This is a genomic window from Pseudomonas syringae group sp. 243L2, assembly GCF_032587875.1.
GTDB lineage: Bacteria > Pseudomonadota > Gammaproteobacteria > Pseudomonadales > Pseudomonadaceae > Aquipseudomonas > Aquipseudomonas amygdali.
Genome location: NZ_JAWHPL010000021.1, coordinates 479,819 through 503,214, shown reverse-complemented (window position 1 = coordinate 503,214; position 23,396 = coordinate 479,819). Strand labels below are relative to the sequence as shown.

Sequence of the window (23,396 nt, the reverse complement as noted above, 5' to 3'; positions counted from 1 at the left end):
ACATGTCTCGGATGAATATGAGATAGCCGGTATTCGCGAGTACGTTACTCGCGAGGATGCTTCGCCGAAGCATTCAATGATGGTTCCAAACAGAAACAATGCAACAGATGCTCGTGCAGAATGGATGTCGGTGACAAGGGCTCACAAAGTACTTGCCACTGCAACGGTAAACCCTCGATGGCTTTCCGAATTGGCACACTGGATGCGTTACTACCAAGTAGGCATTTGGCAGTTGTTTTTTTGGGCGGGGCAGTTTGACGTTTTAGCTAAAGCCGTAGGTAATGACAGACGCCAACAAAACTACAGCATCCAAACCGCAGCCAACATGATGGCCGCCATGGCGATTCTGGGCTGGAAGGAAGCTGTCATCCACCAAGGCTATTTGACCCATGCGGCGCTCAACCGTGGTCATCAACTGGTCATCGAGTACGAAGAGCAACACCGCCGCGCCCAAGCCTTTATGCTGCGTGTGTTTGCCGATTGGGTGGGCGATGTCTCACATCAATGGCCTGCTTATGCTTACGACGAACCCATCTACGAAGCCTTGTTGGCCAAGTGGCGCACTCCCAGCCCCGACGACCTGATGCCCTGTCTGTTGGCCGCGTGTGACCGCCACACTTGGCAAACCGGCAAAGAGAGCCAGAAGAACTCTTACGACTTCAATCAGGACTGGCACTTGGAGCGCGTGCCGGTGGAAATTCTCTATATCCTGCGCCTGCGCCAGTGGGAAGGTTTAGCCAATCCGCAGAAGATTGATCATCCGCTGCTGGCCGCGCCCTTTGACCAATTGCCGCCCGAGCATCCAGTGCCTGAGTTGGATGAGTTGATGCAAGGTGTGCTAAAGCGCGCAAGGGAAGATTGGCCACAGTACGATGAAGTGCTGTCTTTGCCAGCATTGAAGAGTTGAATAGGTGCAAAAGGCATTGATAAATTTTTTGAAACCGGTCGCACGCCAAAAGCAAGTAAGTTAAAGGAGTACGCGGAGGCTCAAGGCTGGAAGCCTTTTCAGACCGATGGTGGCCCCCTCAAATACGTTGACGAGAATGGCATTCCTCGTGTGATGGCGGTTGCAGGAACCGAGTGCAACACGGTCGTTGAGTTTGCCCGACCGGCGCATTGATTGCGGGTAACGACGTCTCTCTGATTGCCGGCCAGAACCTCGACAACGTCGGTACCTTGCACGCCGCCAACAACCTCTCGGCAGTCGCAGGCAACAACCTGATCAACGCCGGCCTGATAGAAGCCGGCAACCGGCTCGATCTGCTCGCGGGTAATGATCTGATCAACACCGCTGGCGGCATCATCAAAGGTCGCGATGTTTCACTGACCGCGATCAACGGCGACGTGATCAACGAACGCAGCATCACCTCGATTGACAACAGCGCGCGCGGTCAGCGCCACAACGAGTTCGCCGACAGTGCCGCGCGCATCGAAGCCGCCAATGACATGAGCATCTCGGCAGGCCGCGACGTCATCAACAAAGGCAGCGTGCTGGAAAGCGGTCGTGACATGAGCATCCAGGCCGGACGCGACGTCACCATCGCCCCGACCGAAGTCACCAACAGCCTGTTCTCGGACAGCAAACACAACAGCAGCGACATCACCCAACTGGGCTCAACCGCCAGTTCAGGACGCGACCTGACCGTTCAGGCCGGACGCGACATCTCCATCATCGCCAGCCAGATCGACGCCAAACGCGACATCGCCATGGCCGCGACCGAAAACCTCACCATCAGCTCTGCGGCGGACGAAGAACACTCCCTGTCCAAAAGCAAAAAACTGACCCGTCAGGAAGACCACGTCAGCCAGGTTGCCGCCGATCTTGAAGCGGGAGGCAGCGTTGCCTTGCAGGCTGGCCAGAACCTCGCCGTGATTTCTAGCCGTATTACGGCCGGTAAAGAGGCGTATCTGGTAGCCGGTGAGAATCTGGATATTTTGGCTGCGCAGGACAGTGATTATTCGCTGTATGACAAAAAGAAGAAGGGGAGTTTTGGGGCGAAAAACTTCAAGCGCGATGAAGTGACCGACACGCGTAATATCAGCAGTGAAATCACTACAGGCGGTAACCTGACGCTGGCAAGTGGCGGCGACCAGCGTTATCAGGTTGCCAAACTGAACAGTGGCAATGACCTGTTGATCAACAGTGGCGGCGCAATCGATTTCGAGGGCGTGAAAGACCTCCACGACGAAAGCCACACCAAGAACAAAAGCAGTGCAGCGTGGTTCTCGACAAAAGGCAAAGGGGCAACCGACGAGACCTTTCGCCAGAGCGAACTGGTGGCCAAAGGCGAAGTTGCCATTCAGGCCGTCAACGGTCTGCGCATTGATGTGAAACAGGTCAATCAGCAAAGCGTAAGCCAGAGCATCGACGCAATGGTCAAGGCTGATCCGCAACTGGCCTGGATCAAGGATGCCGAGAAACGAGGTGACATCAACTGGCGTCAGGTCAAGGAAATCCACGAAAGCTTCAAGTACGACAACTCGGGCCTTGGGCCTGCTGCGCAGATTGTTGTCGCCATCCTGATGGCGGCGGTGATGGGCCCAGCAGGCTTTGGTTTAAGCGCTGGTATTGGCGGCGCTGTAGCAACCAGCGTTGCGACGACGGCGGTGACGAGCACGATCAACAACAAGGGTGATCTTGGCGCTGTTTTCAAAGACGTGACGTCTTCCAACGCCATCAAGGGATACGCCATGGCGGGCGTAATGGCAGGTTTCGTACCGACCATCAACCCGAAAAATCTGGGCTTGGACCTTGCGAGTGTTCAGACCGTTGCGACTAAGGTGATCACCGAATCTGTGATCAAGACCGCGATCATGGGCGGGAGTTTCAAGGATAACCTTGGCTCTTCCATCGTCAGTACGGGAATTGCTACGGGTGGCGCCATTGCCGCAGGCAAGATAGGTGATTTCACTCTGTTCGATGAGGGCAAACTCACCAAAGTCGGCATGCATGCCGTGCTTGGCGGGTTGATGTCCGAGGCAATGGGCGGCGATTTCCGAACGGGTGCCTTGGCCGCTGGCGCGAATGAAATGGTTGTCGATTATCTGGCGGAGAGGCTTCTGCCAAAAGGCGTTGACAGAGATTCTCAAGCCTATCAGGCAGGTGTCAGCAAGCTGATGACTGCCTCGCAGTTGATCGGTGCTCTGACTGCTGCCGCAACGGGCGGGGACGCATCGGCAGCAGCGGCGGTGACGGCTAATAGTACGCAATAGAACAATCTTGACCACCCTTCGGCCCAGCGGTTGCTCGATGAGCTGCAAGGCTGTCGGGCTTCGCAAGGTTGCTCAGAGCAGAACATCCGCTCAATCATTGCTGACTACGAGAAGCTATCGAGCGAACGCTCAATGGCCATCAATGCTTGCACAAGCCGATCCTGCGTCGAGGACATTCAGAGAAGCGCGGTCTCGCTCACAGAGCCTGTCGCCAAAGACTTGCTTAACTTCTTGAAGCACAGCGTTTCTTACGATATGGCTGGTTTGCTTACAGGCAATCCCGGGGCGGTTGCTGTTCCGTCACAAGGCGTGGATGGTTGGGGCGCGCTATTCGTTTCTGATAAGCAGATGGCTTACGCCAAAAACGTGAAGGAAGGATGGCTGACACCTGAGGAAACGGCCGGGCTTGATCAGTGGGTCAAAGACACGAGCTGGCTCGATGCTCAGAAGGGGAGATCAATAACAGATGTAAAAGAGCGTGCTACTCTGCTTACCGACCTGATGGCTGCTGGTGGGATAGCACTTCTTGGTCGAACTCCTGCGACCGTGGGTACAGTCGCTGTAAAAGGCACAGTTCCAGAAAATATGAGTCCCATTGGTGCTGCGCGAAGTGGTGCATTTAACGAAGCTAAGCGTCGATCAGGTATCCCGACAAGTCAGCAGCCTAGCAGTGTGCTACCCAACGTAGACAAGCGAGGTAATCCTCAGCCGGGAAAAATTTATGAATTTGAGGTGCCTGCGTCGGGTGGCGGCACTCGAACGGTAAGAATTCGCGACGATGAGGGAGGGCATGATTTCGGTGTAGGAAATCCACAAAATCGAGGCTCTCACTTTAATGATGAATCGGGGAACCATTATGACTACTGATGTCAGAGTCGCTAGTACGGTTAATGTTTTAAAGGAAAATGAAATAATCTATATCCCGTGCGCAGCCATCGCGGAGGGGGCGGTATTGTCGGCTGCAAGTTTTTCGATTTCACTAGAGGCACAAAAGCCACTAGGTCTTGTTCTAAGGTTTATCTATAAGTTGGTAGCCGAAAGATTTTCTCAGTATGATTTTTGGTTGTTCTTAGGTAATTCGGCAACACAGCCAGATACACGAGTGGTACGTCATAAGAAATTATGGGGGGCGTTGAGGTCGAGAGGGTTTGAGATACCTGATAGTAATGACGCGATTGAGACTATGGTTGAAGTTGGTGGAGGCGTGAAGTTTTTTGGCGTTATGTGTTTTTACGAGTCATCCATAGAAATAGTTGCGGATTTGATTGTGCATGAACGCTGTTCATACATTGCTGCATTGCCGAAAAGTTTTGATTTTCGGCGTGCTCTCGATATGAGATGGACTGGGGAGATATCTAAAGACTTTGATTGGCTCCGTTGTGTAAGTAAGGCAGGAGGTATTGTTTTTAAACGTGCCGGTGAGTTTGATGATACCGAGAGAGGATTTGTGGCGATCGCGCTACCGGAGGTTATTAAAGAACTATTGATCTAAATTGTTCGTTTTAAGCTGCGGATGAACGCACCATGTTCAGGGGGCAAACACTTACTGTGCCTCTGCCTGATACACGGCATTTGGACGCGCACATGCCAGGAGGTTTTAGATATAATCCGGGCGGTTCAGAGGCTGCTCTCCCGGCATACCCGTCGAAAAAAGGAGCTGAATAATGCATTCAGAACCGCTAGAGCATGAAAAGCAACAGTTAACTTTCTACGTGGCTCAGGATTTGGATCAGCACATTAGATCTAAGGTGCAGCAGTTTGTGAATGAGGTCGCCGCCTCAAGAATATGGAGCATTGCCCCCGCCAAACTTTATTTATCCAATAGATGAAGGGAGCGCAGAAGTAGTGGGTAGAATATTAGAGCTTTATTCAGCGCTGCAGCAAAATACACTCTCTATTAATATGGGCTCGAAAAATCTAGATGAGGTGGAAGAACTAATTCGTGCCGTAAAAAACTACCTGAAAAAAATATTTCCTTTGATTTTCAGTTAGTTACTACTTTTGTGAGCACCATTGATGATGGTGTTATTGATCGAGTCTTGCTGGAGGAGCTGCTTGTCCCGTGGCGAAATCATATCAAAGGCAAAAGTTGAGTTGGTCCAAAAGGCGTTCCCTCTACTGCTGAGTCAGGAGCGAGCAGCGCGGCCGAGAGGCGATTGGAACGACGCATGAAGGTACTGCGTTGTCTAAAATACCTAGCGGACTAAAAGAGCTTGGCTTTGAAGGGGGGCAGAGTATATGTCAGCTTTAAATGTCGACATTATTACCGATTCTATCCAGAGTGGCGCTTCAGTTGTAGCAAGTGTTAGGGCCGGTGCTGGTGCACATGCGATTGTTGTTGAGTCCGTTCAAAGTGGTCGGGCATTCATTAAAGACCCTTGGCCAGTTGGGGTGGGATCGTCTTACTCGGTGCCAATAGATAGCTTGAAATCAGTGTTGACTGGTAGTGGCGTGGTGATTCGACCATAAGATATTGTGAGGTTGAGAATGAAGTGTGATGCATTTGTATTGGGTCAGCATAAAGGTGCCGAATTTGGACCTTTGCGTATATTTGATAAGAATTTTGTGTGTATGCCCGGGAAAAAATACTCTGGTTATCTGGGGTTGAGTGTAGAAAGAGTGAAGATGGTTTCAATAGTTACTGAGTTGAAGCGTAAAGGGATTGAGGTCTTCAGCTCTCCTGTCAGATACAGAGATGTGAGTAATATTGAATTTGAAAAAGCTGCTGCTTTTGCCGTTGACTATGCAAGAGCTAAAGGTTTTGATGTCGTATTCGATTCTTCTCGGGCGGAGAAGTCACCGCCAGTATTTTGGGTTTTTAGTATTGTTGGTGGAGATGAGGGGAAGGTTGGTGGGGTAGTTATGATTGACAGGCTGGATGGTCATGTGTGGGGTGAGTTGGAGTATATTGAATACATGTATGATTATAATAATGTTTTGTAGTTTTCAAAGGCGAGAAATAGAGGGTGGGTCAGAACGGCTTGCTTGAATTTTTCGGATGTTGGATGTCCATTTTTTCTAGGTTTTGTACGAAAAGTCGGTTGGGTAGAATTGCCGCCATGATTGATTGAGAACTTTCTGCCAAAGCCCACTGGCGATATGGAAACGTGGTCATTACAACCTAAGTTTGCTACTCAAAAGTATATAGATGCGCCTGAGAGCTATTTGCGTGATATGGATTCCGAATTCAAAATACTCGAAACTTAACGCGCCGAGCTCGACCAAAAACAAGGAAGGCAAGCGCGATCCTGATATGCATCAGACGAAGAAAGGAAATCAATATTTCTTCGATATGAAAGCGCATATCGGCGTCGATGCCGAGTCGGGTTTAGCCCATAGCCTAGGGGGAACTGCGGCGAATGTAGCTGACGTGACTCAAGTCGGCTAATGTGGACATCAAGCTGCCGCTGGACATGGCGGTGACGGCGGAAGCTAAGACCGGGAAGCAGCGGGTGATTGAGTATTTCCTGCGTACGTTACAGCGGCATGCGCAGGAGAATTTGAGAGAGCGGTTGTGGAAAAACTTTGGTGGGAGGGTGATTTTTCACGTATATAGATGTGTTGCTTTTTACTATATTAGGAGCTGTTCATATATGTCTTTTTTTAACGGTTTCTTTACGCTGTTGTTATGTTTTCTTTTTGCAGGGTGTTCAGAAAAGGTGTTGATAGTCAAACCTATTGATGTTTCTTTGCCGAGTAAGTCTGCGGTCGCACAATTCAGGGTTGGCGAACGTGGTGGCTATAGGATCGCTCTTTTATTCGTCTGGAGCAAAAATAAATCTGAAGCGGCTCGACAAGGGAAAGTGTGGGGCGGAGATATGCATAACGGGAAAGGTGTTGCTATTCCTGTTCATTTGCGAATTCTGAAAAATGGGATCTTTTTTTTTGATGAGGTCGTCATAACTGAAGGTGTTAATTCCGGGCAGGCTTTTGAATATGAGGGTGATTATAAGTCTACACAGGTCAGAGATATAAAACACTTTGCTTTTTTGCCGGGCGAGTACACTGTTGAGGTGCTGACCCTTGAGCGGATTGATGCGTTTAGTGGTATCGAAAGTTATGTCGAGTTTTCTTATTATAATCGAAAAATTTAAGCTGGATTTCGCGGCGTTAGTGGGAGGGGTTTAAGGGGGGAGACGTATAACGTACGTATATGGATAAGGAGGTGGAGCGTCGATGAAGCATTTGAAAGTGTTTTTTATGAACGTGGGTGATGTATTGCTGAGAAGTATGAATCTATTGGGGTAGTGATTGAGTTCAACCTGAGAAGGTTGCCGTTCTACTCATTATGAACTGAAAGGTAACTGTAATAGTGTTTCTAGATAGTTATATCCTGTATGTAGCTAACAAGTAAAAATGCTCTATGCTTAGCAATAACCTCTCTTTTTAATCTTGCTGCTTCTTTCCAAACCAATCTCCCCATTCCGGACACCCCCGTCCCAAATCATCCGAACCCCTCTCCGTAATACCCACCCGCCAATATCTAAACTACCCCACGGCACCCGCTCGCTCTTCGGGCCTGAGGAAGTTATCAGCATTATCCTTATCGTTCTGCACGTCTGCCACTACTCATCGTCGATACGTAATGAAGACTTTTATTCGCGCGAACCGTATAAGGACATGACTTGAATGACAATGACTCCATTGGATGGATCAGTTTCCCTTGACGTTAATAACCTGTTCAGAAAACCGAAAGTCTGTTTTGACTGGGAGGACTTGCATTACTTCGTGATGTTTTCCGCCATTCGTTCCTTGAGCGGCGCTGCCAGGGTGCTGGGTGTGGAGCACGCTACTGTTTCGCGGCGTATCGCTTCGCTGGAAAAATCCCTGAATGTAAAGCTTGTCGACCGTCGCAAGCGGTTGTACGAGTTGACTGATGAAGGGCGGCGTCTGGCGGCTATCGGGCGGCAGATCGAGGCGCAGACCCAGGCCATTGGCCGTCTCGCTGTTGCCGCGCAGGTAGCGCAGGGTGTGGAAGTGACCATCAGCGCGCCGCCCTCGGTGGCGGTCGAGAAGTTGGTGCCGCAACTGGGGGCGTTTCGTGCCATGCACCCCGGCATTGTGCTGCGCTTGCTGGGGGATCATCAGTATTCGTCGTTATCCAGTTGCCAGTCTGACTTGTGCATACGGTTTTCCAGACCGGTTGAAAGTGGCATCGTCGCACGACGTATCGGCACCGCCTCATTTTCATTTTATTGCGCACGTTTTTATCTGGAGGAGCGGCACCCGGAGCACTATGAGTTTATTGCCTACGACAATGAACTGATGAGCGACAGTCAGAACGGTTGGCTCAGAAATATTGTCGGTGAACGCCCCTTCGTGCTGGAAGCCAAAACAGTAGAACTGCAAATTCGTGCCGCGGAAACCGGTGTGGGCATTGCCTTGCTTCCAAGTTTTGCGGTAGAGGCTAACTCTCGTCTGTGCCGGGTAGAGCTGTCGGCACCGCTGGAGGTTGATGTCTGGCTGGGCGTGCATGAAGACTTGCGCGCGGTGGCTTCCATTCAGGCCGCGATGAATTATGTAGAAAGCTGTTATCGCTAGTCGGGCCAGTGCCAGAAGTCGTTATTTCGGCAGACACATAAGGTGGCGGTGAAAAAATTCCCATCCCCTGATCAAATATCGACAATTTACAATGCGGTCGATTTTGACGAGGATCAATGTCGAGTTAAGAAGTTAATGATTCGAAACTCCGAGACGTTCAGGTGTCGGCTCGGCAATGTTTGCAGGTGCGGCGCTGTTGGATAACGACAAGAATAGAGGCAGTGGCAAGATCATCTCAAGCACCCTGTTTACACCCTAAGGACAGCCGGAGATTCTCATGGCCGACATAAAGATTCTCGACGTTACATTGCGTGACGGTGGTTATCGAAACAACTTCAACTTCACGGAAGACCAGGCTCGAGCTATTACTTCAGGCCTGGCGGATGCAGGCGTCGACCTCTGTGAAATTGGTTACTGCAAGGGATCATTTGCGCCGAAGGGCGAGCACGGGCTGACCAGTGATGTAGGCGCACGCTTTATTGAGAACATTGCGCAGGCCGCCGCTGGACGTATTGAGCTGGCGGTTATGGTTCACCCGAAAAACATCACGGTAGATGACTTCGCCATGCTCAAGGAGCAGGGTGTTTCGATGATTCGTGTCTGTCTGCGCCGCGATCAACTGGATGAAGGGCTGGCGACCTTGTCACTGGCCCGGGATCACGGCTTCAGTGTCAGCGCCAATGTAACGCATGTGACATCGCAGACGCCGGGAGCCGTGCTCGATACGGCCGCTCGTGCAGAAGGTGCCGGTGCGGACATCATCTGTTGCGCGGATTCCAACGGTCATATGCTGCCAGCCGATGTGCATCGGCTGTTCAGTCGCCTCGCAAGCCGGTTGCTGGTGCCACTGGGGTTTCACGCCCATAACAATCTGTCGCTGGCGCTGGCGAATGCATCGGCGGCTATCGAGGCCGGTGCTGAATACATCGACACGTCCATCTGCGGCATGGGTAAAGGGGCCGGGAATCTTCACTTGAGCATGCTGGTGGCTTATCTGGAGCGTATAGGCGTCAGCCACGGTTTTGACTTGGTCAAGGTGATCGAATTGTCCGCTGTCACAGCCAACTCGATACCGCATAACAATATGCCCAGCCCGCTGATGGATATCATTCTGGGCACTTACAACTTCCCCTACGATGTCAGTCAGCGGGTGGCAGACACCCTTGAACGGTTTCAACTGACCTCCGAGTACCGAGCGATCGAGGTCATGCATCAACAGGACAAAGTGGCGCGCCTTGCTCCGCGAGCGGCGTTGTCGAATATCTTCAGTGACCTGTCGCAAAGCGTAAAAGGAGTTGCGCTATGACCGGCCAAATATCCCGTAAGCGTATATGCATTCTGCCCGGCGACGGTATCGGCATTGAGGTCATGGAAGCGGCGCTTCCGGTGATTGCAGCGTTGCACCTGCCGTTTGATCTGATACCGGCGGATATCGGCTGGGAATGCTGGAAGCGCGAGGGTGAAACGGTTCCTGCCCAGACCTGGGAAGTCATGGCCAGCTGTGACGCAACGTTGCTGGGGGCAATAACCAGCAAGCCGCTGGCAGAGGCGGAAGCAGAGCTGCCCCTGGCACTCCAGGGCCAGAACCGCCGCTACGTCAGCCCGGTCATTCAGCTCAGGCAGAACCTGGACCTTTACGCCAATGTACGCCCGGTTACCGACATGACCGGTGAAGACAGATTTCGCTTTGTCGTGATCAGAGAAAACACCGAAGGTCTTTATGCGGGGCTGGACTTCGGGCATGTCCCGGATGCGCTGGTGCCCTTGCTTGAAGAGCGCGAAGCACTTGGCGCGCCGTGGCAGCGGGAAGGGCAGGAGGACGCGACCGTCACGTTGCGCCTGCAGACGCGCAGTGGTTTGACTCGTATTTTTGAATACGCATTCGATTACGCGCGCAAGAACACCTTCACCCGGGTCACGTTTGTCGACAAGCCGATGGTGCTGCGACACAGCAGTGCGTTTGCACGGGGTATCTTCGAAGAAATCGCACAGCGTTATCCGGACATAACCGGTGTTATCGAAAATGTCGATGCGGTTGCCTTGTGGATGGTGCAACGGCCCGAACGCTTCGGGGTGATTGTTGCCGAGAACATGTTCGGCGACATCCTTTCCGATCTGGGTGCTGGCGTAATGGGTGGCCTGGGTTTTGCGCCCAGCGGCAACTTTGGCAATTCAGGTGCTTACTTCGAACCTGTACATGGCAGTGCGCCTGCTCATGCAGGGTTGAACAAGGCCAACCCCAGCGCGATGTTCATGGCCATTGCACTGATGCTGGAACATCTGGGATACCCGGCCCAGGCGGCATGTATCACTCACGCCGTCAGCCTGGTTTCACAATCTGGCGTTCGCAGTTACGACCTTGGCGGTTCCCACACCACTGACCAGGTGGGCGAAGCGATTGTCCAGCAGTGCATCGAGTTGCAGGCCAGCTCTGTCGGGTACCGCACCGGGCAGGCCTCCGCTCAGGGAGAACGTCATGTCAGCGCATATTGAACCGGTGGCAATTACGCAAACCGTGCTGGACGCATGTGAACATCTGGATACCGCTTCGCTGTCTGATGCACTGGACAGTCTCGGGATCAATGGAGGGCTGCCGGGTATTGTTTCGCAAGTGCCGGGCACTCGTTGTGTCGGTGTTGCGTTCACCGTGCAGTACGAAGCGGTCGATGCGCCAACAACCTTCAAGGGGGCGGCCAACTACATCGATCAGGTGCCTTGCGGCGCGGTGATTGTCTCCTCCAACGCCGGGCGTCATGACTGCACGGTATGGGGCGATATCATGACCCACTTCGCCTTGGCCAACGGCATCAAAGGCACTGTTATCGATGGCGTGGCACGTGATATCGATACCGTTATCAGGTGCAACTATCCGTTGTTCAGTCGTGGCCGTTTCATGCAGTCAGCCAAGAACCGCGCACAACTCAAAGCGGTACAAGTGCCTGTGGTCATTGATGGGGTTACTGTCCGGCCCGGTGATCTTCTGGTCTGTGATGGCAGTGGTTGCGTGGTTATTCCACAGCAACTGGCCGCCGAGGTTGTACGCCGTGCTCAGGCGGTCGAGCAGACTGAGCGCAGCATTATCGAGGCCATATCCACGGGCTCGACACTGGAGAATGCCCGCAGCACCTATCGTTACGACCAGCCCTGGCTGACGGACGCTGAAAAAGTCAGCGTGGGAGAACGACCATGAATCAGGCTTCCCGATTGGCAGCACGCGCAAATGTACCTGAACCTCAAACTCGACTCAGCGCACTTGAGTCTCCCGACATCGATGTCGCTGCCTTCAAGAAAGCCATGCGCCGCCTGACGTCGACCGTCACCCTTGTGGCAACCGAACATGAGGGCACGCCTTACGGTATGGCAGCCACTGCCGTCAGTTCGGTATGCAGTGACCCGCCGTCCATTCTGGTGTGCATCAATCACAGCGCCAGCGTTTACCTGCCTTTGCTTGAGCGGGGAAAGTTCTCGGTCAATCTGTTGCAAACCGGGCAGGCTGAACTGGTCAGCGTGTTTGGCGGAGCAGTCAACGGGCCTGCGCGGTTTGAAAGCGGAGACTGGCAGCAGGACCAGGGGGTGCCTTATCTGCGTACCGCCCAGGCGACGCTTTTCTGTTCGGTAGCCCAACGAATGACCTGCGGCACTCACGAGATCATTATCGGGCTGGTCGAGAAAACGGCAGTGGCCGAGGTGATTTCACCGCTGCTCTGGCAAGACGGTAAACCGGCGGCTTCAACACCGCTTCTGGCTTAACTACGTGTTCTTATACTTCTTTTTATAAATGGAACTGATTATGAAAATGGAATTGTTCGACGCTCACTCCGTCACCGATGACAAGGCGGTGTATCTGATCAATGTTGTACAGGTCAATGAAGGTGCTCAGAACCTGGCTATCGAGATTCTCGAAGAAACGGTCAGTTATGTCGCACGTACTTACAGTGCGTTCAAATGGAGCCGATTGATGAAGAGCACGGACGGCAAGACCGTCATCAATCAGGCGCAATGGAGTGATCGCAGTCAGTTCGAGTCGCTGTTTACCGACGAAGAGTTTCTATCGCGATACTCCCGGTTAAAGGAAACCGGTACCTGGGAATACCACCTCTATAACGTGGCCGAGTACATCACCCCTGAAATTGCATTACAAAAAGCGGGTTGATCCATTAGCTGCAGACGAAGGCTGCTTAGACGTCGCCTTCGTCTGACATTCACTCGGATTTTCACAGGTATCAGGCGATGGCCACGATCAATACAGCACTGACTTCTCTTCTTGGAATTGAACATCCTCTGATTCTGGCACCGATGGGTGGGGCGTCCGGAGGGCGTCTGGCGGCCGCAGTTTCCCGGGCCGGTGGTCTGGGTTTGGTGGGTGCCAGTTACGGCGATCCGCAATGGATGGCGCGTGAACTGGAGATGATGCACGACGTGCAGCAACCATGGGGTGTGGGCCTGGTCATGTTTACCGTGGCGAGGCAGTTCGAATTGCTTCAGCTGGCTCTCGAGTACCGCCCCGCAGTGGTTGCGTTGTCGTTTGGCGATGTACGTCCTTTCGTCCGGCCCATTCAACAGGCCAACGCCAAAGTCATCGTTCAGGTGCATGACGTCGACCAGGCGCTAGAAGCGCTGGACGCCGGTGCCGATGCGCTGATCGTGCAAGGCGCCGAGGCGGGTGGTCACAGTTTGCGCCGAGCTTCATTGCCGCTGTTTCCGGCAGTTCGCGACGCGGTGGGTGACGATGTTGTGCTTATCGGTGCCGGCGGGATTGCCGATGGCCGTGGCATGGCTGCTGCGCTTGCGCTCGGCATGGATGGCGTGATGATGGGGACGCGCTTTCTGGCTTCGCAGGAAGCACTGCCTTCCGAACGGGTAAAACAGCGCCTGGTGCAGGCTGTCGCGAGCGATACGGTGCGAACCCGGATCTTCGATGAGGTGCGCGGCATCGACTGGCCGCAGGGCTACAGCGGACGAGTGATCGCCAATAAATTTTCCGACAGTTGGGTAGGTGAGGAGCAGGCGTTTGCTGCATCAGCCGATCAATTGCGTCTTGAATATGAAGCAGCACTGGCGGCCGATGATGTGAGTATCAGGGCGATCTGGGCCGGCGAGGTGGCGGACCTGATCAAGGAGGTGCTGCCCACACAGCTCATTATCGAGTCAACCCTGCGCGGCTATGCCGCCTGTGTTGAACGTCTGCGCACGACCCGCTGACCCGTCAGGATGGATCAACGACTGGACCCGCTCGAAACAGCGGGTCTTGTCATTTTTGCAGGAGCAAAAGTCATGAGTCATTGCATCACCTGCCAGACCTTCGGTGTCGGGCAATCAAGCGTATTCATTCTTTCACCGGTGATGCCGGTCTGGGACGCGGGTGGCTTCGCCAAACCGCTGATCGAGCATTTCACTGCGGCGGGTTATCAGGTCAGGGTTTTTGATTCCCTGTCCCTGCCGGTCAAGGCGGGCGAAGACTTTGACGGGTTTACCCAGCGCTGGGTCAGCGCGCTAGAGCCTTGGGGTGTGCCGGATGTACTCGTCGGCGTGGCCTTGGGAGGTGCGTTGGTACAGGCGTTGGCAGGCACTTCATTACTGCGTTCGACGCCTGCGTTGTTGCTGCTTTCTTCTCCCGCCAAAGCCGATGCGCTGCTGGATTCCAGGCTGGGACGTATGGCGGATCTGGCAGAACAAGGGCATGTCGAGCAAGCCAAACGCCTGCTGGACGATCTGGTGTTGCCTGAAGGCCAAAAACACGAGCGTTCGTCCGGCGGCGAGAATGACGCAACGCTATCAACCCAGGGACAGCGTCTGACTCTGGGATTCCGGCTACTGAGCGGTCTGGATATCAGTGAGTGCCTGCTCGATTACAAAGGGCGTGTGCTGAGCGTGTTTGGCGGAAAGTCGCAACTGGTGGGTGCGGGTCATGTGCTGCGTACCAAAGGCCACAAACAACGCTCACTGTGTGTGCCGGATGGCGGGATGCGCCCACTGGCGGATGATCTGGATCGGGTGCTGGAGAGCATCGATACATTTCTGATCGCCAGAGCGGAGTGTGTGCAATGAGTCAGATCGAGGGGCCAGGCTTCATTGATGTGCATTATCACGCCAATCCTGACGCGTTCATTCGCCGTCATGGCGCGATAGAGGCGGGCCGGCGTTATGCTGCTGTGCAGGGACGGGTCGTATTGAAAAATCACTTGGGGTGCACGGCTGCCCAGGCATGGGAAGCACGCAATCAGGGTTTTCCGGTCAGCGGTTCTGTGGTTCTGAACGAGATCGCTGGCGGCATCGACTACCGTGTGGTCGAGCGCAGCCTCTGTTTGCGCGGCGATGAACCTGGACGTTTCATTGTTCACTTGCCAACCGTCACAGGCAGAACGCATACCAGCACGCTGGCCCGTAACCTGAGCCATCCGCTGTTGCGCGAAAAGCCCATCAAGCCTGCCAGAGTGACAGCGCAGAACGGACGCCTTACGGCGCAGACGCTGGATATTCTCAAAATGGCCCGTGACTATCCGCTGGTCATCTCGACAGGGCATGCCGACGCCGATGAAGTCAGGATGCTGATCGAGGAAGCACTGCGCATCGGTGTGCCAAGGCTGATGCTCAATCAGCCCGCCAACCCGTTGACCGGTCTGAAAGCAGCCGAGCTTGCGGTGATTGGCAGTGAGCCATCGGTCTACATCGAACAGACGGCGCTGACCTACTTGTTGGGCTATCAGGACCGACAGGATTTCACTAAGGTATTGAGTCATGTTCCCAATGTGGTCTACAGCTCAGACCTTGGGCAGACCAGTCAGGTCGATGTGCACGAGTGGCTGTCGATGAGCGGGCAGTGGTTCGACGCGTTCGGTTTGAGTTGCGAGCGTCGTGCCGAGATGACTCTTTTGAATCCACAACGCATGCTGGCCATTTAAATCGTTCGGGTAAAGCTCCCTGGCTAACTACGCCAGGGAGTCCTCATCATCAGGCTACTTCGGCAGCTACTTTCGGAGTGATTGCCTCGACAGTGATTGCTTCGCGCAGGCCCGCCTGTTCCATCAATGGCAATGTTTCTCTGACGAAATCCTTTATGCCTTCGTGGTAATCAAGCCATGTCAGTGCGATGCCATCGATCCCCCAGTCAGAATATTTCTTGAACAGTTCCACGATCTGTTCCGGAGTGCCTACCAGCGGCACGCCTGCAAACCCTGCCTTGAAATGAAAGCGAAAACGGACCGCATCTTCCGGAGTGAAAATACCGGTCTGAATGCCCAGCTCGCCGGTGATGATATCGCAGCCCTCATCGTCACCCAGCTGGTTGGCGTAATAATCCAGGTAGGCGTCCGCTTGTTCTTGCGTGTCCTTCTGCACCACGTAGCCGTAACACCATATCTTTATATCGCGGTCGAACTCCTGCTTCGCCAGGTCTTTATAGGATGCAATCTGCTGACGCACGGCGTCTTCACCGTCCAGGTGTTTGACGATCAGGAAAGCGGCATCACAGTGTTTGGCGCAAAACCGTTTGCCGCGCGGTGAACCGCCGGCATTGATCAGATAGGGGGTGTTGAGGGGGTGCGGCTGCGAGATAGCGTCGCAGATGTTGAAATATTCTCCTTTGAAGTCGAACGGTGTTTGCTGCTCCCAGGCATTTTTTGCGATGTGCAGCCACTCTTCCGCGTAGTCGTAGCGTTTGTCGTGTTCCATCATCTGGCCGTTGAACATGCGCATTTCCGCGCCGTACCAGCCGCACAGAATATTCAGCCCGAAGCGCCCGCTGCTGATGTGATCGATGGTCACCGCCTGCTTGGCTGCAAACAGCGGATGAACCGTGGGCAGGTGCGATGTGGTGAACACGGCAATCTGGTGGGTCAGGGCGGCAATACCGGCAGCCCAGGTGTAGGTTTCGAAACAGACACCGCCGGTGTTGTTGGTGCCGCCAAAACCTTTCCAGCGGCCTACCGGTATGAAGGCTTCAAACCCCGCATCGTCGGCCACCCGGGCGATTTCCAGATTACCTGCCCAATCGTCTCCGCGAAGGCGTTCCGGCGCATTGGTAACGGTGCAGCCGCCCTCGGTGTTAGTGGAGAAAACACCCAGCTGTATCTTGTTGCGGCTGCTGCGCATCGGGTTAGGTTTTATCGGATAAGCTTTTTCAGTGCGCATGATGACCTCCCAGGTCGGTTTTATGTCGTTCTTCCCTGCTAGATCCTTTGCCGACAGTGGCCGTGCAGGCGAAATACTTGCTCAGGCATGCTCACTGCGTCGGGTCGGGAAATACGGCAGCACATACTCTTCCAGCTCCTGTAAAACTTCCGTGGCCGGACGTCTCAGTGGTTTCAGGTTCAGCGCAACATGCGAAACGCCCTGTTCCCGTTGACGCTGCCATAGCTCGATGAGGGCGTTGCGCCCTGTACTGATGCCACGGCCGACTTTCATGGGCGCGTCCTTGTTGTCCTCCAGATCAAAGAACGTCGCATAACCGTAGGGCTTGAATCGTTTTTGCTCGTTGGCATCGCGCCAGTGATTGATCACGTCGGGCAGGGTGTTGAAGCCACTCTGATGCCATATCCAGGCGTCCATATGGTTGGCCAGCCATTTGATGTCCTGCTGACAGCGACCGATGGCGAGCATCGGCAACCGCCCGAAAAAAGGTTTTGGCAGTAGGTCCAGCGTGCCATTGAGTTTCCCGTAGTGGCGCGACGTGAAGGCCGGAAAAGAGTGCTCGGTTACGGCGTGCAGCATCTCGACCCCCTCTCTGAAGCGCTCTGCGCGTGTGTCGAAATTCTCGCCGAATGCAGGGTATTCGCCGGGCCGATCACCCGTTGACAACCCCAGCAGGAAGCGTCCCTCCAGCAATACATCAAGGCTGCAGGCCTGTTTGGCGACCATCAGCGGGTTGCGCAGCGTCAGTACGATACCGGCTGTACCGATGCAGATCTGCGTGGTCACCGCAGCAAGCAGTGCTGCATACACGAAAGGGTCGAATATCTGGCCAGCGTCACCAAAGCCTGGGTCGAGAAGCGGTACATCCCTCAGCCAGAGTGCTGCAAAACCGGCTTTGTCGGCCTGTTTTGCGAGGGCAATGTGATTTTTCATGGTCGGCGCTGCAGCGTCGGGATAGCCTTCCAGCGGCGCAATCAGGCCGAAGGTGAGATGGCCCGGTGCGAACACCTTTGCAAAGGCAGGATGCCGCTGTGTTCCGGTCATCTCATGTGGGCTCACTTGGCTTCTCCCGCTAGGTCAAGCGTGTCGGATGGATCGAGTGGCGGTTCGTCATGAGCGCGCACGCGACCTAGCAGGGCAAAGACTGCCACTGCCGTCAGCACGGTGGCGGCGCTGAGAATGAACAGCAGATTGCGGAACGCGGTGGCGTACTGTTGGTGCAGCAGTTCTGCCTGACCGGGCAGTAGGCTGATCGCATTCTGCAGATCGCCCAATGCGGCGCGGTTGGCAGCGTTCGTCACCACATCAGGCGCGACACCCGTCAGGGCATCGAACAGGCCCCACTGAATGAACGTGGCCAGCAGTGCGCCTGCGATCGCAATGGCTATGCCGTCGGCAGAAACGCGCACGGCATTGAAGATGCCGGTAGCCATACCGGCGCGTTCCTTTTCAACCACACTGATCGCCATGCCATCCATCAATCCCCAGGGCAGACCGATGCCGATGCCGATCAAGGCCATCGGCAGCAAGGCGGTTTTGATTGCTCCGCTGTCCAGCGCCAGCGCGAGCCACAGCAGGCCGACAGCCACCAGCAGCAGACCGATACCGGACAGCAGCCCGGAGGTAAAGCGACGTGCCAGTTGTGCGGCAAGCATCGGTACGATCAGCAGGGGCGCGGCCAGTGCGGTCATCATCTGTCCGGTTTCCAGCGCGCTGAGTCCGTCGATACCAATGAAGCGTGCTGGCAACATGATGATCAGCACGACAAAGAAAAATGCCGGACTGGCCGCAAGAATCTGCACGCCGACAAAGCGCGCGCTCTTGAATAACGACAGATCAAGCATGGGTCTGGCCACACGCCGTTCCACTGCAATGAATATCCAGAACAGCAACAGTGAACCGATAATGCCGCCCATGACCAGTGGATGGGTCCAGCCGTCTTCAGGGGCGAGCAGGATTGCGTAGGTGAACAGGGTCAGTGCCGCGGTAAAGCTGATCGCTCCTGGCCAGTCCATGCCGGTGGCATTGGGGTCTCTGGATTCTGTAGCGCTGAAAAGCACCAGAAAGAATCCCGCAACCCCAATAAGAGCCGTTGCGTGGAATGACCATTTCCAGCCAGCCGAGTCGACCAGCGAGCCCGCCGCGAGAGGGCCGAAGGCCAGGCCTATCCCGAACGTGGTGCCCAGCAGGCTGAACACTCGGGTGCGGTCCGCTCCATGGAAGGTCTGGGCCAGCGATGACATTGCGCCAGCGAACGCTGCTGCACCGCCCAGCCCCTGAATCAGGCGAAGTACATCAATCTGCACGACGGATGAGGCCATCGGAATGGCAAAGGTGGACAGCACGAATATCGCCAGTCCGATCAGCCATACGCGTTTTCTGCCGTAGATATCCGTCAGGCTTCCAGCGGCCATCATGGCGCTGCCGTAAGTCAGGATGTAAGCGTTGATGACCCACGTGAGCTCGACGGCTGATCCGCCCAGCGCCTTGTTTATCGAGGGCAGAACCACGGCAGGGCCAGTGAAGCACAACGGAATCAGGATGCCTGTCAGGCAGGCGGCAAACAATTGTCCCCAGCGTCTGGTAGCAGACGATGCTTGAACCTGGCTTGCTGAAGTCATGTGCAATTTCCCTGTGAAGCGTGCGCAGTTTTCGGTGCATTGCACGCGTTTATCCAAGGGCAGTTGCCCTGTCGGGAGATTAGGGGTTGCGTCTGCAAACAAAAACAGGCTTATGTTCCGAAGGTATAGGACAGGGCTGTCCTTAATAGGAGTGGGTATTGGAATCGCTCGGTAGCATTGCGGTGTTTGTTCTGGTCGCGGAAACACGGAGTTTTACCCAGGCTGGAAAGCGCCTGGGTATTTCATCGTCGGGGGTAGGCAAGAGTATCGGCCGTCTGGAAGAGGGCCTGGGTGTCAGGCTTTTTCATCGCAGTACGCGCAGTATTGCCATGACCCTGGAGGGCTCGATATTTCTGGAGCGCTGTCGCCGTATTCTGTCGGAGCTTGAAACGGCAGAAATGGAGTTGAGCAATGCCAGGGATCTGCCCAGAGGCAGATTGCGCATCAGCCTGCCCTTGGTCAGCGGCCTGGTCATGCCGGTTATCATCGAGTTCATGCGCACCTATCCCGATATCGAACTGGACATCGATTTTTCCGACCGCATGGTCGATATCATCGAGGAAGGCTTTGATATCGTCCTGCGCACGGGAGACCCCGGCGACTCGGGCCTGATGTCAAGGCGGATGGGGGGCTTTCAGTTGAAAATCGTCGGCGCTCCGGACTATTTTTCCCGGCGCGGGACACCTCAACATCCAGCAGACTTGAGTCGACACGCCTGTCTGTTGCACAAGTTTCCCTCTTCGGGCAAATTTGAACACTGGCCGCTACGTCGCGAGGCCGGTGCCGATGATCTCGATTTGCCCCAGGTGATGGTGTGCAACACGACGGAAATTCTTGTTGATGTTGCGCGGGCGGGGTTGGGAATTGCCTGCCTGCCAGACTTCATGATTTCATCGGCCATTCGCAGTGGCGAGTTGGTGCCAATACTGACCGACTACACGGTGCATACCGGAAGTTTCAGGTTGCTCTGGCCATCGAGCAAGCACCTTTCCCTGCGCCTGCGGGTATTCATTGATTTTATGCACGCCCATTTGTTTGCTCCTGCGTCTGTGTGACTGCGCGGACCGAGCATGTAGCACCTGACAAGGAGCATTGGCATGTACACGCTTTTTGGCACAGAGGGTTCGGGGTCCGCAGCCATCGAGATAGCGCTTTGGCGCTGCTCGGTTTCTTTTACCTTGTTCAGGGCCTGCGCGTGGGAGGAGGGGCCAGGCAAGGAAGCATTGCGGCGGGTCAATCCATTGCTGCAGGTGCCCACGCTGGTCCTGGCTGATGGCACGGTGCTCACCGAAAGCGCTGCAATTCTGATTCATCTGGGACTGGAGCATCCCGAATCCGGGTTGCTGCCCAGCAAGCCTGCCCTGCGCGCTCAAGCCCTTCGCGCGCTGATCTACATCGCCGCCAACTGCTACGCCCCGATCGGGATTATCGATTACCCGCAGCGCTGGCTGTCGGGCTGCGACGAAACGCAGGCTACGCTACTCGAAACCGGCACCCGTGCGCGGTTGCATGAAAACTGGGAGACATTTGCGGATCTGTTCGCTAATGCAGGCTTCTGGCGTTGTGATGATCCCGGTGCAGTTGAGATTCTGGCTTGCATCGTGACCAGATGGGGCGGTGCGCGCGAGCATCTGCATACCACCCGGCCTGATTTTCATGAGCTGCTGTTACAGGTCGACGCCCAGCCGGTGGTCAGCGCAGTGATAAGGCGTCATTGGGGCTTGAGACGTCTTGAGGCGTAGAAGCAGGCCCTTTTGAAGACGTGACGCCAGAATGGACTCAAACCATCGTCCCTCAGTCGCCTGTAAGAAATGCTCGCTAATTCAGCGGCCCCAGCACCTTTCGATAGCGCTCGTCGCCATTACGGGTATGCAGCGTGAGCACAATTTCCAGCCCGTCGGGATTGTCTTCCTTGTGGCTGTCGAGCGGTTGCCAGCCTCCGACAGTTCTCCAGACCCTTATTTTTGCCTCGACGACATGGTCGAGCACCGCTATTCCTTCATCAGGAGCGGGTAGGGGGTAGAGATTGCTGCTGTCTGCGGCCGCGCGATACAACGTGTTGTCCTTTAGCCACCAGCGGATTCGCTGTAGTCCTTCCCCGGCCGTGGCCGCACTGCGGATGACGTCGAGTCGCATACCGTTCCTTTCCGCACTGCGAATACTGATGGGTATCAACGTTTTTGCCTGCGGATCCGGTTCTTCGCCAGGCAGCGGTTTTTGCAGCTCGACGCTGGCACGCATGGCCACGTCGCGCTCCAGCTGGTTCAGCGCTCGCAGTACGGACTCGGTGCGCCCGGTGCTTTCGCGTAACTGGATATCGGTGCGAGTGATGCTCTCCAACCCACGCCAGGCAATCAGGCTGACGATGATCATCAGCAGGATAGCCACCATCACTTCCAGTAATGTGAAGCCGTTTTGCCTTGCATTCATGGAGGGCTGACCACCTGCAGTTGACCCAGCGCGCTACGCTGCAGGCTCAAGGATCGTTCACCGTCAGAGAGCTGGATGCGCAGCGGTGCGACGATCCATTCGGGACCTGACACCACTCGCTGCGCCGGGTCTACGCTGATGCGTATGGAGGGTGTTTCCCAGGCTCTGAAACGCAGCTGCGGGTCGTTCATGAAGCGGTCGTAGCCCAGGCCTTGCTCGGCACGTCGTGCGAAACCAAAGCCTTTGTCATCGACCAGCAAGGTGATTGGCCGACCGTCGACCCTGGCCTCGACCTGTGCAATGTGCAGCATGTGTGCGAGGCGTTCAGCATCCTTGCGCAGCAAAGCGGCAGGATCGGGTTTGATACTCATGCTCACCGTTGCGCTGACGATGCCGATGATGACCAGAACCACCATCAACTCGATCAGGGTAAAACCCCGTTGTGTGTCCATACTCATGATCGGTGGCTCCCTGATGACGTTTGCATACGGATCAAAGCGGGTGCCAGGCATTCTGATGCAGTGATGTAGACTGCCCCGGCAGACGAACAGGAGGTTCAGTCATGGCATTTTCGTTTCATCCATTATCAGCACCGCGCCTGGTGCAATCGGCGGCCTTGATTGCAGCGCTGGCGGGTATCGCGCTCTGGTCGTCGTTGCTGCTTGCGCCCGAGCCTGTGCGCGCACCGTTGCCGGAAAGCGCCGTTCCCGCTGCCAATGTCGGCAGTCCTGCCCGACAGTGGTTCGCCAACCAGCCACTTCAGGTCCGGATCAAGGTCACCGGTGTCATGACCGGGAGCAAAGGCGCGGTGGCGATTCTCACTGTCAACGATAGACCGGCGCGCAGCTATCTGGCGGGGGAGTTGCTTGCCAAGGATGTACGTCTGGTGGCTATCGAGAGTGACGCAGTGGTGATCGAGCAGGGTACCGAGCGTACACGATTCAAGGTCGCCAGCCTGGCAGGCCTGCCGGAGTTGCCCAGCCTGCTGCGTCGTTGAAACGCTCATGGAGACTCTTTCGGCTGGCGTCGGATGGCGACAATGGTATCGAGGCGGGCCAGTGGCGGCGCTTTATTGTCCCGCTGTAATACTCGCAGACTGACCCGCATAAACATTCCGTCTGCACTGGCTTTGAGCGTCTGTTCACAGGTCAGCGAGAGCCAGCCCTGATCGCACTTGCGGGTTGTGAAACCAGGCCTGAGCCTTGTCATCATGCGTAATTCGGCCAGTTGGTTCTGCGCCTCCAGCAACGCAATGGCGCGGTCGCGCAACACACCGTTGTTAAAGGTCATTACCCCGCTCAGGCGCGCGGCAGCCGCCATTGCCACGGCGATGATCAACAGCGCCACCAACACTTCGATCAGCGTGAAGCCTTTCTCCTTGTGCAGTTGCAGCATGGGCGCCTCCTGGCAAATCCTCCTGCTCGATACAGGCAACAACGATAGCACCGGACCAGCATCAGA

General features: G+C 55.0%; 24 protein-coding genes and 2 pseudogenes. 20 read left to right on the top strand and 6 right to left on the bottom strand.

The features are described from left to right. Positions 1-232 precede the first annotated feature (232 nt). From RYB66_RS15320 to RYB66_RS15240, 17 genes and pseudogenes are all read left to right on the top strand, one after another. Positions 233-907 carry a hypothetical protein gene (locus tag RYB66_RS15320; protein ID WP_042930298.1) on the top strand — a complete coding sequence of 225 codons (675 nt, stop codon included), beginning with the start codon at positions 233-235 and terminating at the stop codon, positions 905-907. Between the two features lie 197 nt (positions 908-1,104). Further along, positions 1,105-3,213, top strand: a pseudogene (locus RYB66_RS15315) (DUF637 domain-containing protein); the annotation flags it as partial. A 132-nt stretch (positions 3,214-3,345) separates the two neighbouring features. Further along, positions 3,346-4,080, top strand: a complete 735-nt coding sequence (locus tag RYB66_RS15310) for an HNH/endonuclease VII fold putative polymorphic toxin (RefSeq protein WP_232829547.1) — start codon at positions 3,346-3,348, stop codon at positions 4,078-4,080. Next, on the top strand, positions 4,070-4,705 hold the full coding sequence (locus RYB66_RS15305; protein WP_232829546.1) for a hypothetical protein: 636 nt from the start codon (positions 4,070-4,072) through the stop codon (positions 4,703-4,705). Before RYB66_RS15310 ends, RYB66_RS15305 begins: the two co-directional genes overlap by 11 nt. A gap of 272 nt (positions 4,706-4,977) precedes the next feature. Then, the gene (locus RYB66_RS15300; protein WP_248697170.1) at positions 4,978-5,205 is read left to right on the top strand and encodes a hypothetical protein; all 228 of its coding nucleotides are present in this window, start codon (positions 4,978-4,980) and stop codon (positions 5,203-5,205) included. A 495-nt stretch (positions 5,206-5,700) separates the two neighbouring features. Further along, positions 5,701-6,156 carry a hypothetical protein gene (locus RYB66_RS15295; RefSeq protein WP_316894792.1) on the top strand — a complete coding sequence of 152 codons (456 nt, stop codon included), beginning with the start codon at positions 5,701-5,703 and terminating at the stop codon, positions 6,154-6,156. 259 nt (positions 6,157-6,415) lie between these two features. Then, positions 6,416-6,595: pseudogene (locus tag RYB66_RS15290) on the top strand (transposase); the annotation flags it as partial. 7 nt (positions 6,596-6,602) lie between these two features. Continuing rightward, positions 6,603-7,307 carry a DUF5625 family protein gene (locus RYB66_RS15285; protein WP_410478405.1) on the top strand — a complete coding sequence of 235 codons (705 nt, stop codon included), beginning with the start codon at positions 6,603-6,605 and terminating at the stop codon, positions 7,305-7,307. 535 nt (positions 7,308-7,842) lie between these two features. Then, complete coding sequence (locus RYB66_RS15280) at positions 7,843-8,754, top strand: LysR family transcriptional regulator (RefSeq protein WP_005746904.1); 912 nt, start codon at positions 7,843-7,845, stop codon at positions 8,752-8,754. A 277-nt stretch (positions 8,755-9,031) separates the two neighbouring features. Continuing rightward, complete coding sequence (locus RYB66_RS15275) at positions 9,032-10,060, top strand: nucleoid-structuring protein H-NS (protein ID WP_005780178.1); 1,029 nt, start codon at positions 9,032-9,034, stop codon at positions 10,058-10,060. Next, entirely contained in the window at positions 10,057-11,247 is a 1,191-nt protein-coding gene (locus RYB66_RS15270; protein ID WP_316894790.1) for an isocitrate/isopropylmalate dehydrogenase family protein, read from the top strand. The genes RYB66_RS15275 and RYB66_RS15270 overlap by 4 nt, the downstream gene beginning before the upstream one ends. Next, the gene (locus tag RYB66_RS15265; protein ID WP_316894788.1) at positions 11,231-11,944 is read left to right on the top strand and encodes an RraA family protein; all 714 of its coding nucleotides are present in this window, start codon (positions 11,231-11,233) and stop codon (positions 11,942-11,944) included. Before RYB66_RS15270 ends, RYB66_RS15265 begins: the two co-directional genes overlap by 17 nt. Positions 11,945-12,021: 77 nt before the next feature. After that, positions 12,022-12,504: a flavin reductase family protein gene (locus RYB66_RS15260; protein ID WP_005731727.1), complete on the top strand. Its 483-nt coding sequence runs from the start codon at positions 12,022-12,024 to the stop codon at positions 12,502-12,504. Between the two features lie 40 nt (positions 12,505-12,544). Further along, on the top strand, positions 12,545-12,907 hold the full coding sequence (locus RYB66_RS15255) for an antibiotic biosynthesis monooxygenase (protein WP_316894786.1): 363 nt from the start codon (positions 12,545-12,547) through the stop codon (positions 12,905-12,907). A gap of 77 nt (positions 12,908-12,984) precedes the next feature. Beyond that, positions 12,985-13,956 carry an NAD(P)H-dependent flavin oxidoreductase gene (locus RYB66_RS15250; protein WP_316894783.1) on the top strand — a complete coding sequence of 324 codons (972 nt, stop codon included), beginning with the start codon at positions 12,985-12,987 and terminating at the stop codon, positions 13,954-13,956. A gap of 72 nt (positions 13,957-14,028) precedes the next feature. Then, complete coding sequence (locus tag RYB66_RS15245) at positions 14,029-14,802, top strand: hypothetical protein (protein ID WP_316894780.1); 774 nt, start codon at positions 14,029-14,031, stop codon at positions 14,800-14,802. Beyond that, the gene (locus tag RYB66_RS15240; RefSeq protein WP_316894779.1) at positions 14,799-15,656 is read left to right on the top strand and encodes a DUF6282 family protein; all 858 of its coding nucleotides are present in this window, start codon (positions 14,799-14,801) and stop codon (positions 15,654-15,656) included. Before RYB66_RS15245 ends, RYB66_RS15240 begins: the two co-directional genes overlap by 4 nt. 49 nt (positions 15,657-15,705) lie before the next feature. On the opposite strand, the gene RYB66_RS15235 is transcribed toward RYB66_RS15240, so the two are convergent. The 3 genes from RYB66_RS15235 to RYB66_RS15225 form a co-directional block, all read right to left on the bottom strand. Next, positions 15,706-16,884 (bottom strand): LLM class flavin-dependent oxidoreductase, encoded by a 1,179-nt coding sequence (locus RYB66_RS15235; RefSeq protein ID WP_005780190.1) that lies wholly within the window; start codon positions 16,882-16,884, stop codon positions 15,706-15,708. An 81-nt stretch (positions 16,885-16,965) separates the two neighbouring features. After that, positions 16,966-17,928, bottom strand: coding sequence for an LLM class oxidoreductase (locus RYB66_RS15230; protein ID WP_005746894.1), 963 nt, complete (start codon positions 17,926-17,928; stop codon positions 16,966-16,968). A gap of 11 nt (positions 17,929-17,939) precedes the next feature. Beyond that, positions 17,940-19,505: an MFS transporter gene (locus tag RYB66_RS15225; protein ID WP_010198850.1), complete on the bottom strand. Its 1,566-nt coding sequence runs from the start codon at positions 19,503-19,505 to the stop codon at positions 17,940-17,942. 158 nt (positions 19,506-19,663) lie between these two features. Between RYB66_RS15225 and RYB66_RS15220 the strand changes: the two genes are divergently transcribed. After that, complete coding sequence (locus RYB66_RS15220) at positions 19,664-20,560, top strand: LysR family transcriptional regulator (RefSeq protein WP_005780196.1); 897 nt, start codon at positions 19,664-19,666, stop codon at positions 20,558-20,560. Positions 20,561-20,602: 42 nt separating this feature from the next. Further along, positions 20,603-21,247 (top strand): glutathione S-transferase, encoded by a 645-nt coding sequence (locus tag RYB66_RS15215; protein ID WP_316894777.1) that lies wholly within the window; start codon positions 20,603-20,605, stop codon positions 21,245-21,247. Positions 21,248-21,323: 76 nt separating this feature from the next. Here RYB66_RS15215 and RYB66_RS15210 read toward each other — a convergent pair whose 3' ends face one another. Both RYB66_RS15210 and gspH read right to left on the bottom strand, forming a co-directional pair. After that, positions 21,324-21,935, bottom strand: coding sequence for a type II secretion system protein J (locus RYB66_RS15210; RefSeq protein ID WP_316894775.1), 612 nt, complete (start codon positions 21,933-21,935; stop codon positions 21,324-21,326). After that, positions 21,932-22,393, bottom strand: coding sequence for a type II secretion system minor pseudopilin GspH (gene gspH / locus RYB66_RS15205; protein WP_005746889.1), 462 nt, complete (start codon positions 22,391-22,393; stop codon positions 21,932-21,934). The genes RYB66_RS15210 and gspH overlap by 4 nt, the downstream gene beginning before the upstream one ends. 104 nt (positions 22,394-22,497) lie before the next feature. Between gspH and RYB66_RS15200 the strand changes: the two genes are divergently transcribed. Next, positions 22,498-22,932 (top strand): type II secretion system protein N, encoded by a 435-nt coding sequence (locus tag RYB66_RS15200; protein ID WP_005746888.1) that lies wholly within the window; start codon positions 22,498-22,500, stop codon positions 22,930-22,932. A 5-nt stretch (positions 22,933-22,937) separates the two neighbouring features. Here the strand turns inward: RYB66_RS15200 and gspI are convergent, their stop codons facing one another. After that, positions 22,938-23,330: a type II secretion system minor pseudopilin GspI gene (gspI, locus tag RYB66_RS15195; RefSeq protein ID WP_316894773.1), complete on the bottom strand. Its 393-nt coding sequence runs from the start codon at positions 23,328-23,330 to the stop codon at positions 22,938-22,940. Positions 23,331-23,396 lie beyond the last annotated feature (66 nt).

What these genes read in the sequence shown, in the direction of transcription:
- RYB66_RS15310 (WP_232829547.1), top strand. Translation starts at nt 3,346, where the DNA reads ATGGCCATCAATGCTTGCACAAGCCGATCCTGCGTCGAGGACATTCAG.
- RYB66_RS15305 (WP_232829546.1), top strand. Translation starts at nt 4,070, where the DNA reads ATGACTACTGATGTCAGAGTCGCTAGTACGGTTAATGTTTTAAAGGAA.
- RYB66_RS15300 (WP_248697170.1), top strand. Translation starts at nt 4,978, where the DNA reads ATGAGGTCGCCGCCTCAAGAATATGGAGCATTGCCCCCGCCAAACTTT.
- RYB66_RS15295 (WP_316894792.1), top strand. Translation starts at nt 5,701, where the DNA reads ATGAAGTGTGATGCATTTGTATTGGGTCAGCATAAAGGTGCCGAATTT.
- RYB66_RS15280 (WP_005746904.1), top strand. Translation starts at nt 7,843, where the DNA reads ATGACAATGACTCCATTGGATGGATCAGTTTCCCTTGACGTTAATAAC.
- RYB66_RS15275 (WP_005780178.1), top strand. Translation starts at nt 9,032, where the DNA reads ATGGCCGACATAAAGATTCTCGACGTTACATTGCGTGACGGTGGTTAT.
- RYB66_RS15270 (WP_316894790.1), top strand. Translation starts at nt 10,057, where the DNA reads ATGACCGGCCAAATATCCCGTAAGCGTATATGCATTCTGCCCGGCGAC.
- RYB66_RS15265 (WP_316894788.1), top strand. Translation starts at nt 11,231, where the DNA reads ATGTCAGCGCATATTGAACCGGTGGCAATTACGCAAACCGTGCTGGAC.
- RYB66_RS15255 (WP_316894786.1), top strand. Translation starts at nt 12,545, where the DNA reads ATGAAAATGGAATTGTTCGACGCTCACTCCGTCACCGATGACAAGGCG.
- RYB66_RS15250 (WP_316894783.1), top strand. Translation starts at nt 12,985, where the DNA reads ATGGCCACGATCAATACAGCACTGACTTCTCTTCTTGGAATTGAACAT.
- RYB66_RS15245 (WP_316894780.1), top strand. Translation starts at nt 14,029, where the DNA reads ATGAGTCATTGCATCACCTGCCAGACCTTCGGTGTCGGGCAATCAAGC.
- RYB66_RS15240 (WP_316894779.1), top strand. Translation starts at nt 14,799, where the DNA reads ATGAGTCAGATCGAGGGGCCAGGCTTCATTGATGTGCATTATCACGCC.
- RYB66_RS15235 (WP_005780190.1), bottom strand. Translation starts at nt 16,884, where the DNA reads ATGCGCACTGAAAAAGCTTATCCGATAAAACCTAACCCGATGCGCAGC.
- RYB66_RS15230 (WP_005746894.1), bottom strand. Translation starts at nt 17,928, where the DNA reads ATGACCGGAACACAGCGGCATCCTGCCTTTGCAAAGGTGTTCGCACCG.
- RYB66_RS15225 (WP_010198850.1), bottom strand. Translation starts at nt 19,505, where the DNA reads ATGACTTCAGCAAGCCAGGTTCAAGCATCGTCTGCTACCAGACGCTGG.
- RYB66_RS15215 (WP_316894777.1), top strand. Translation starts at nt 20,603, where the DNA reads ATGTACACGCTTTTTGGCACAGAGGGTTCGGGGTCCGCAGCCATCGAG.
- RYB66_RS15210 (WP_316894775.1), bottom strand. Translation starts at nt 21,935, where the DNA reads ATGAATGCAAGGCAAAACGGCTTCACATTACTGGAAGTGATGGTGGCT.
- gspH (WP_005746889.1), bottom strand. Translation starts at nt 22,393, where the DNA reads ATGAGTATGGACACACAACGGGGTTTTACCCTGATCGAGTTGATGGTG.
- RYB66_RS15200 (WP_005746888.1), top strand. Translation starts at nt 22,498, where the DNA reads ATGGCATTTTCGTTTCATCCATTATCAGCACCGCGCCTGGTGCAATCG.
- gspI (WP_316894773.1), bottom strand. Translation starts at nt 23,330, where the DNA reads ATGCTGCAACTGCACAAGGAGAAAGGCTTCACGCTGATCGAAGTGTTG.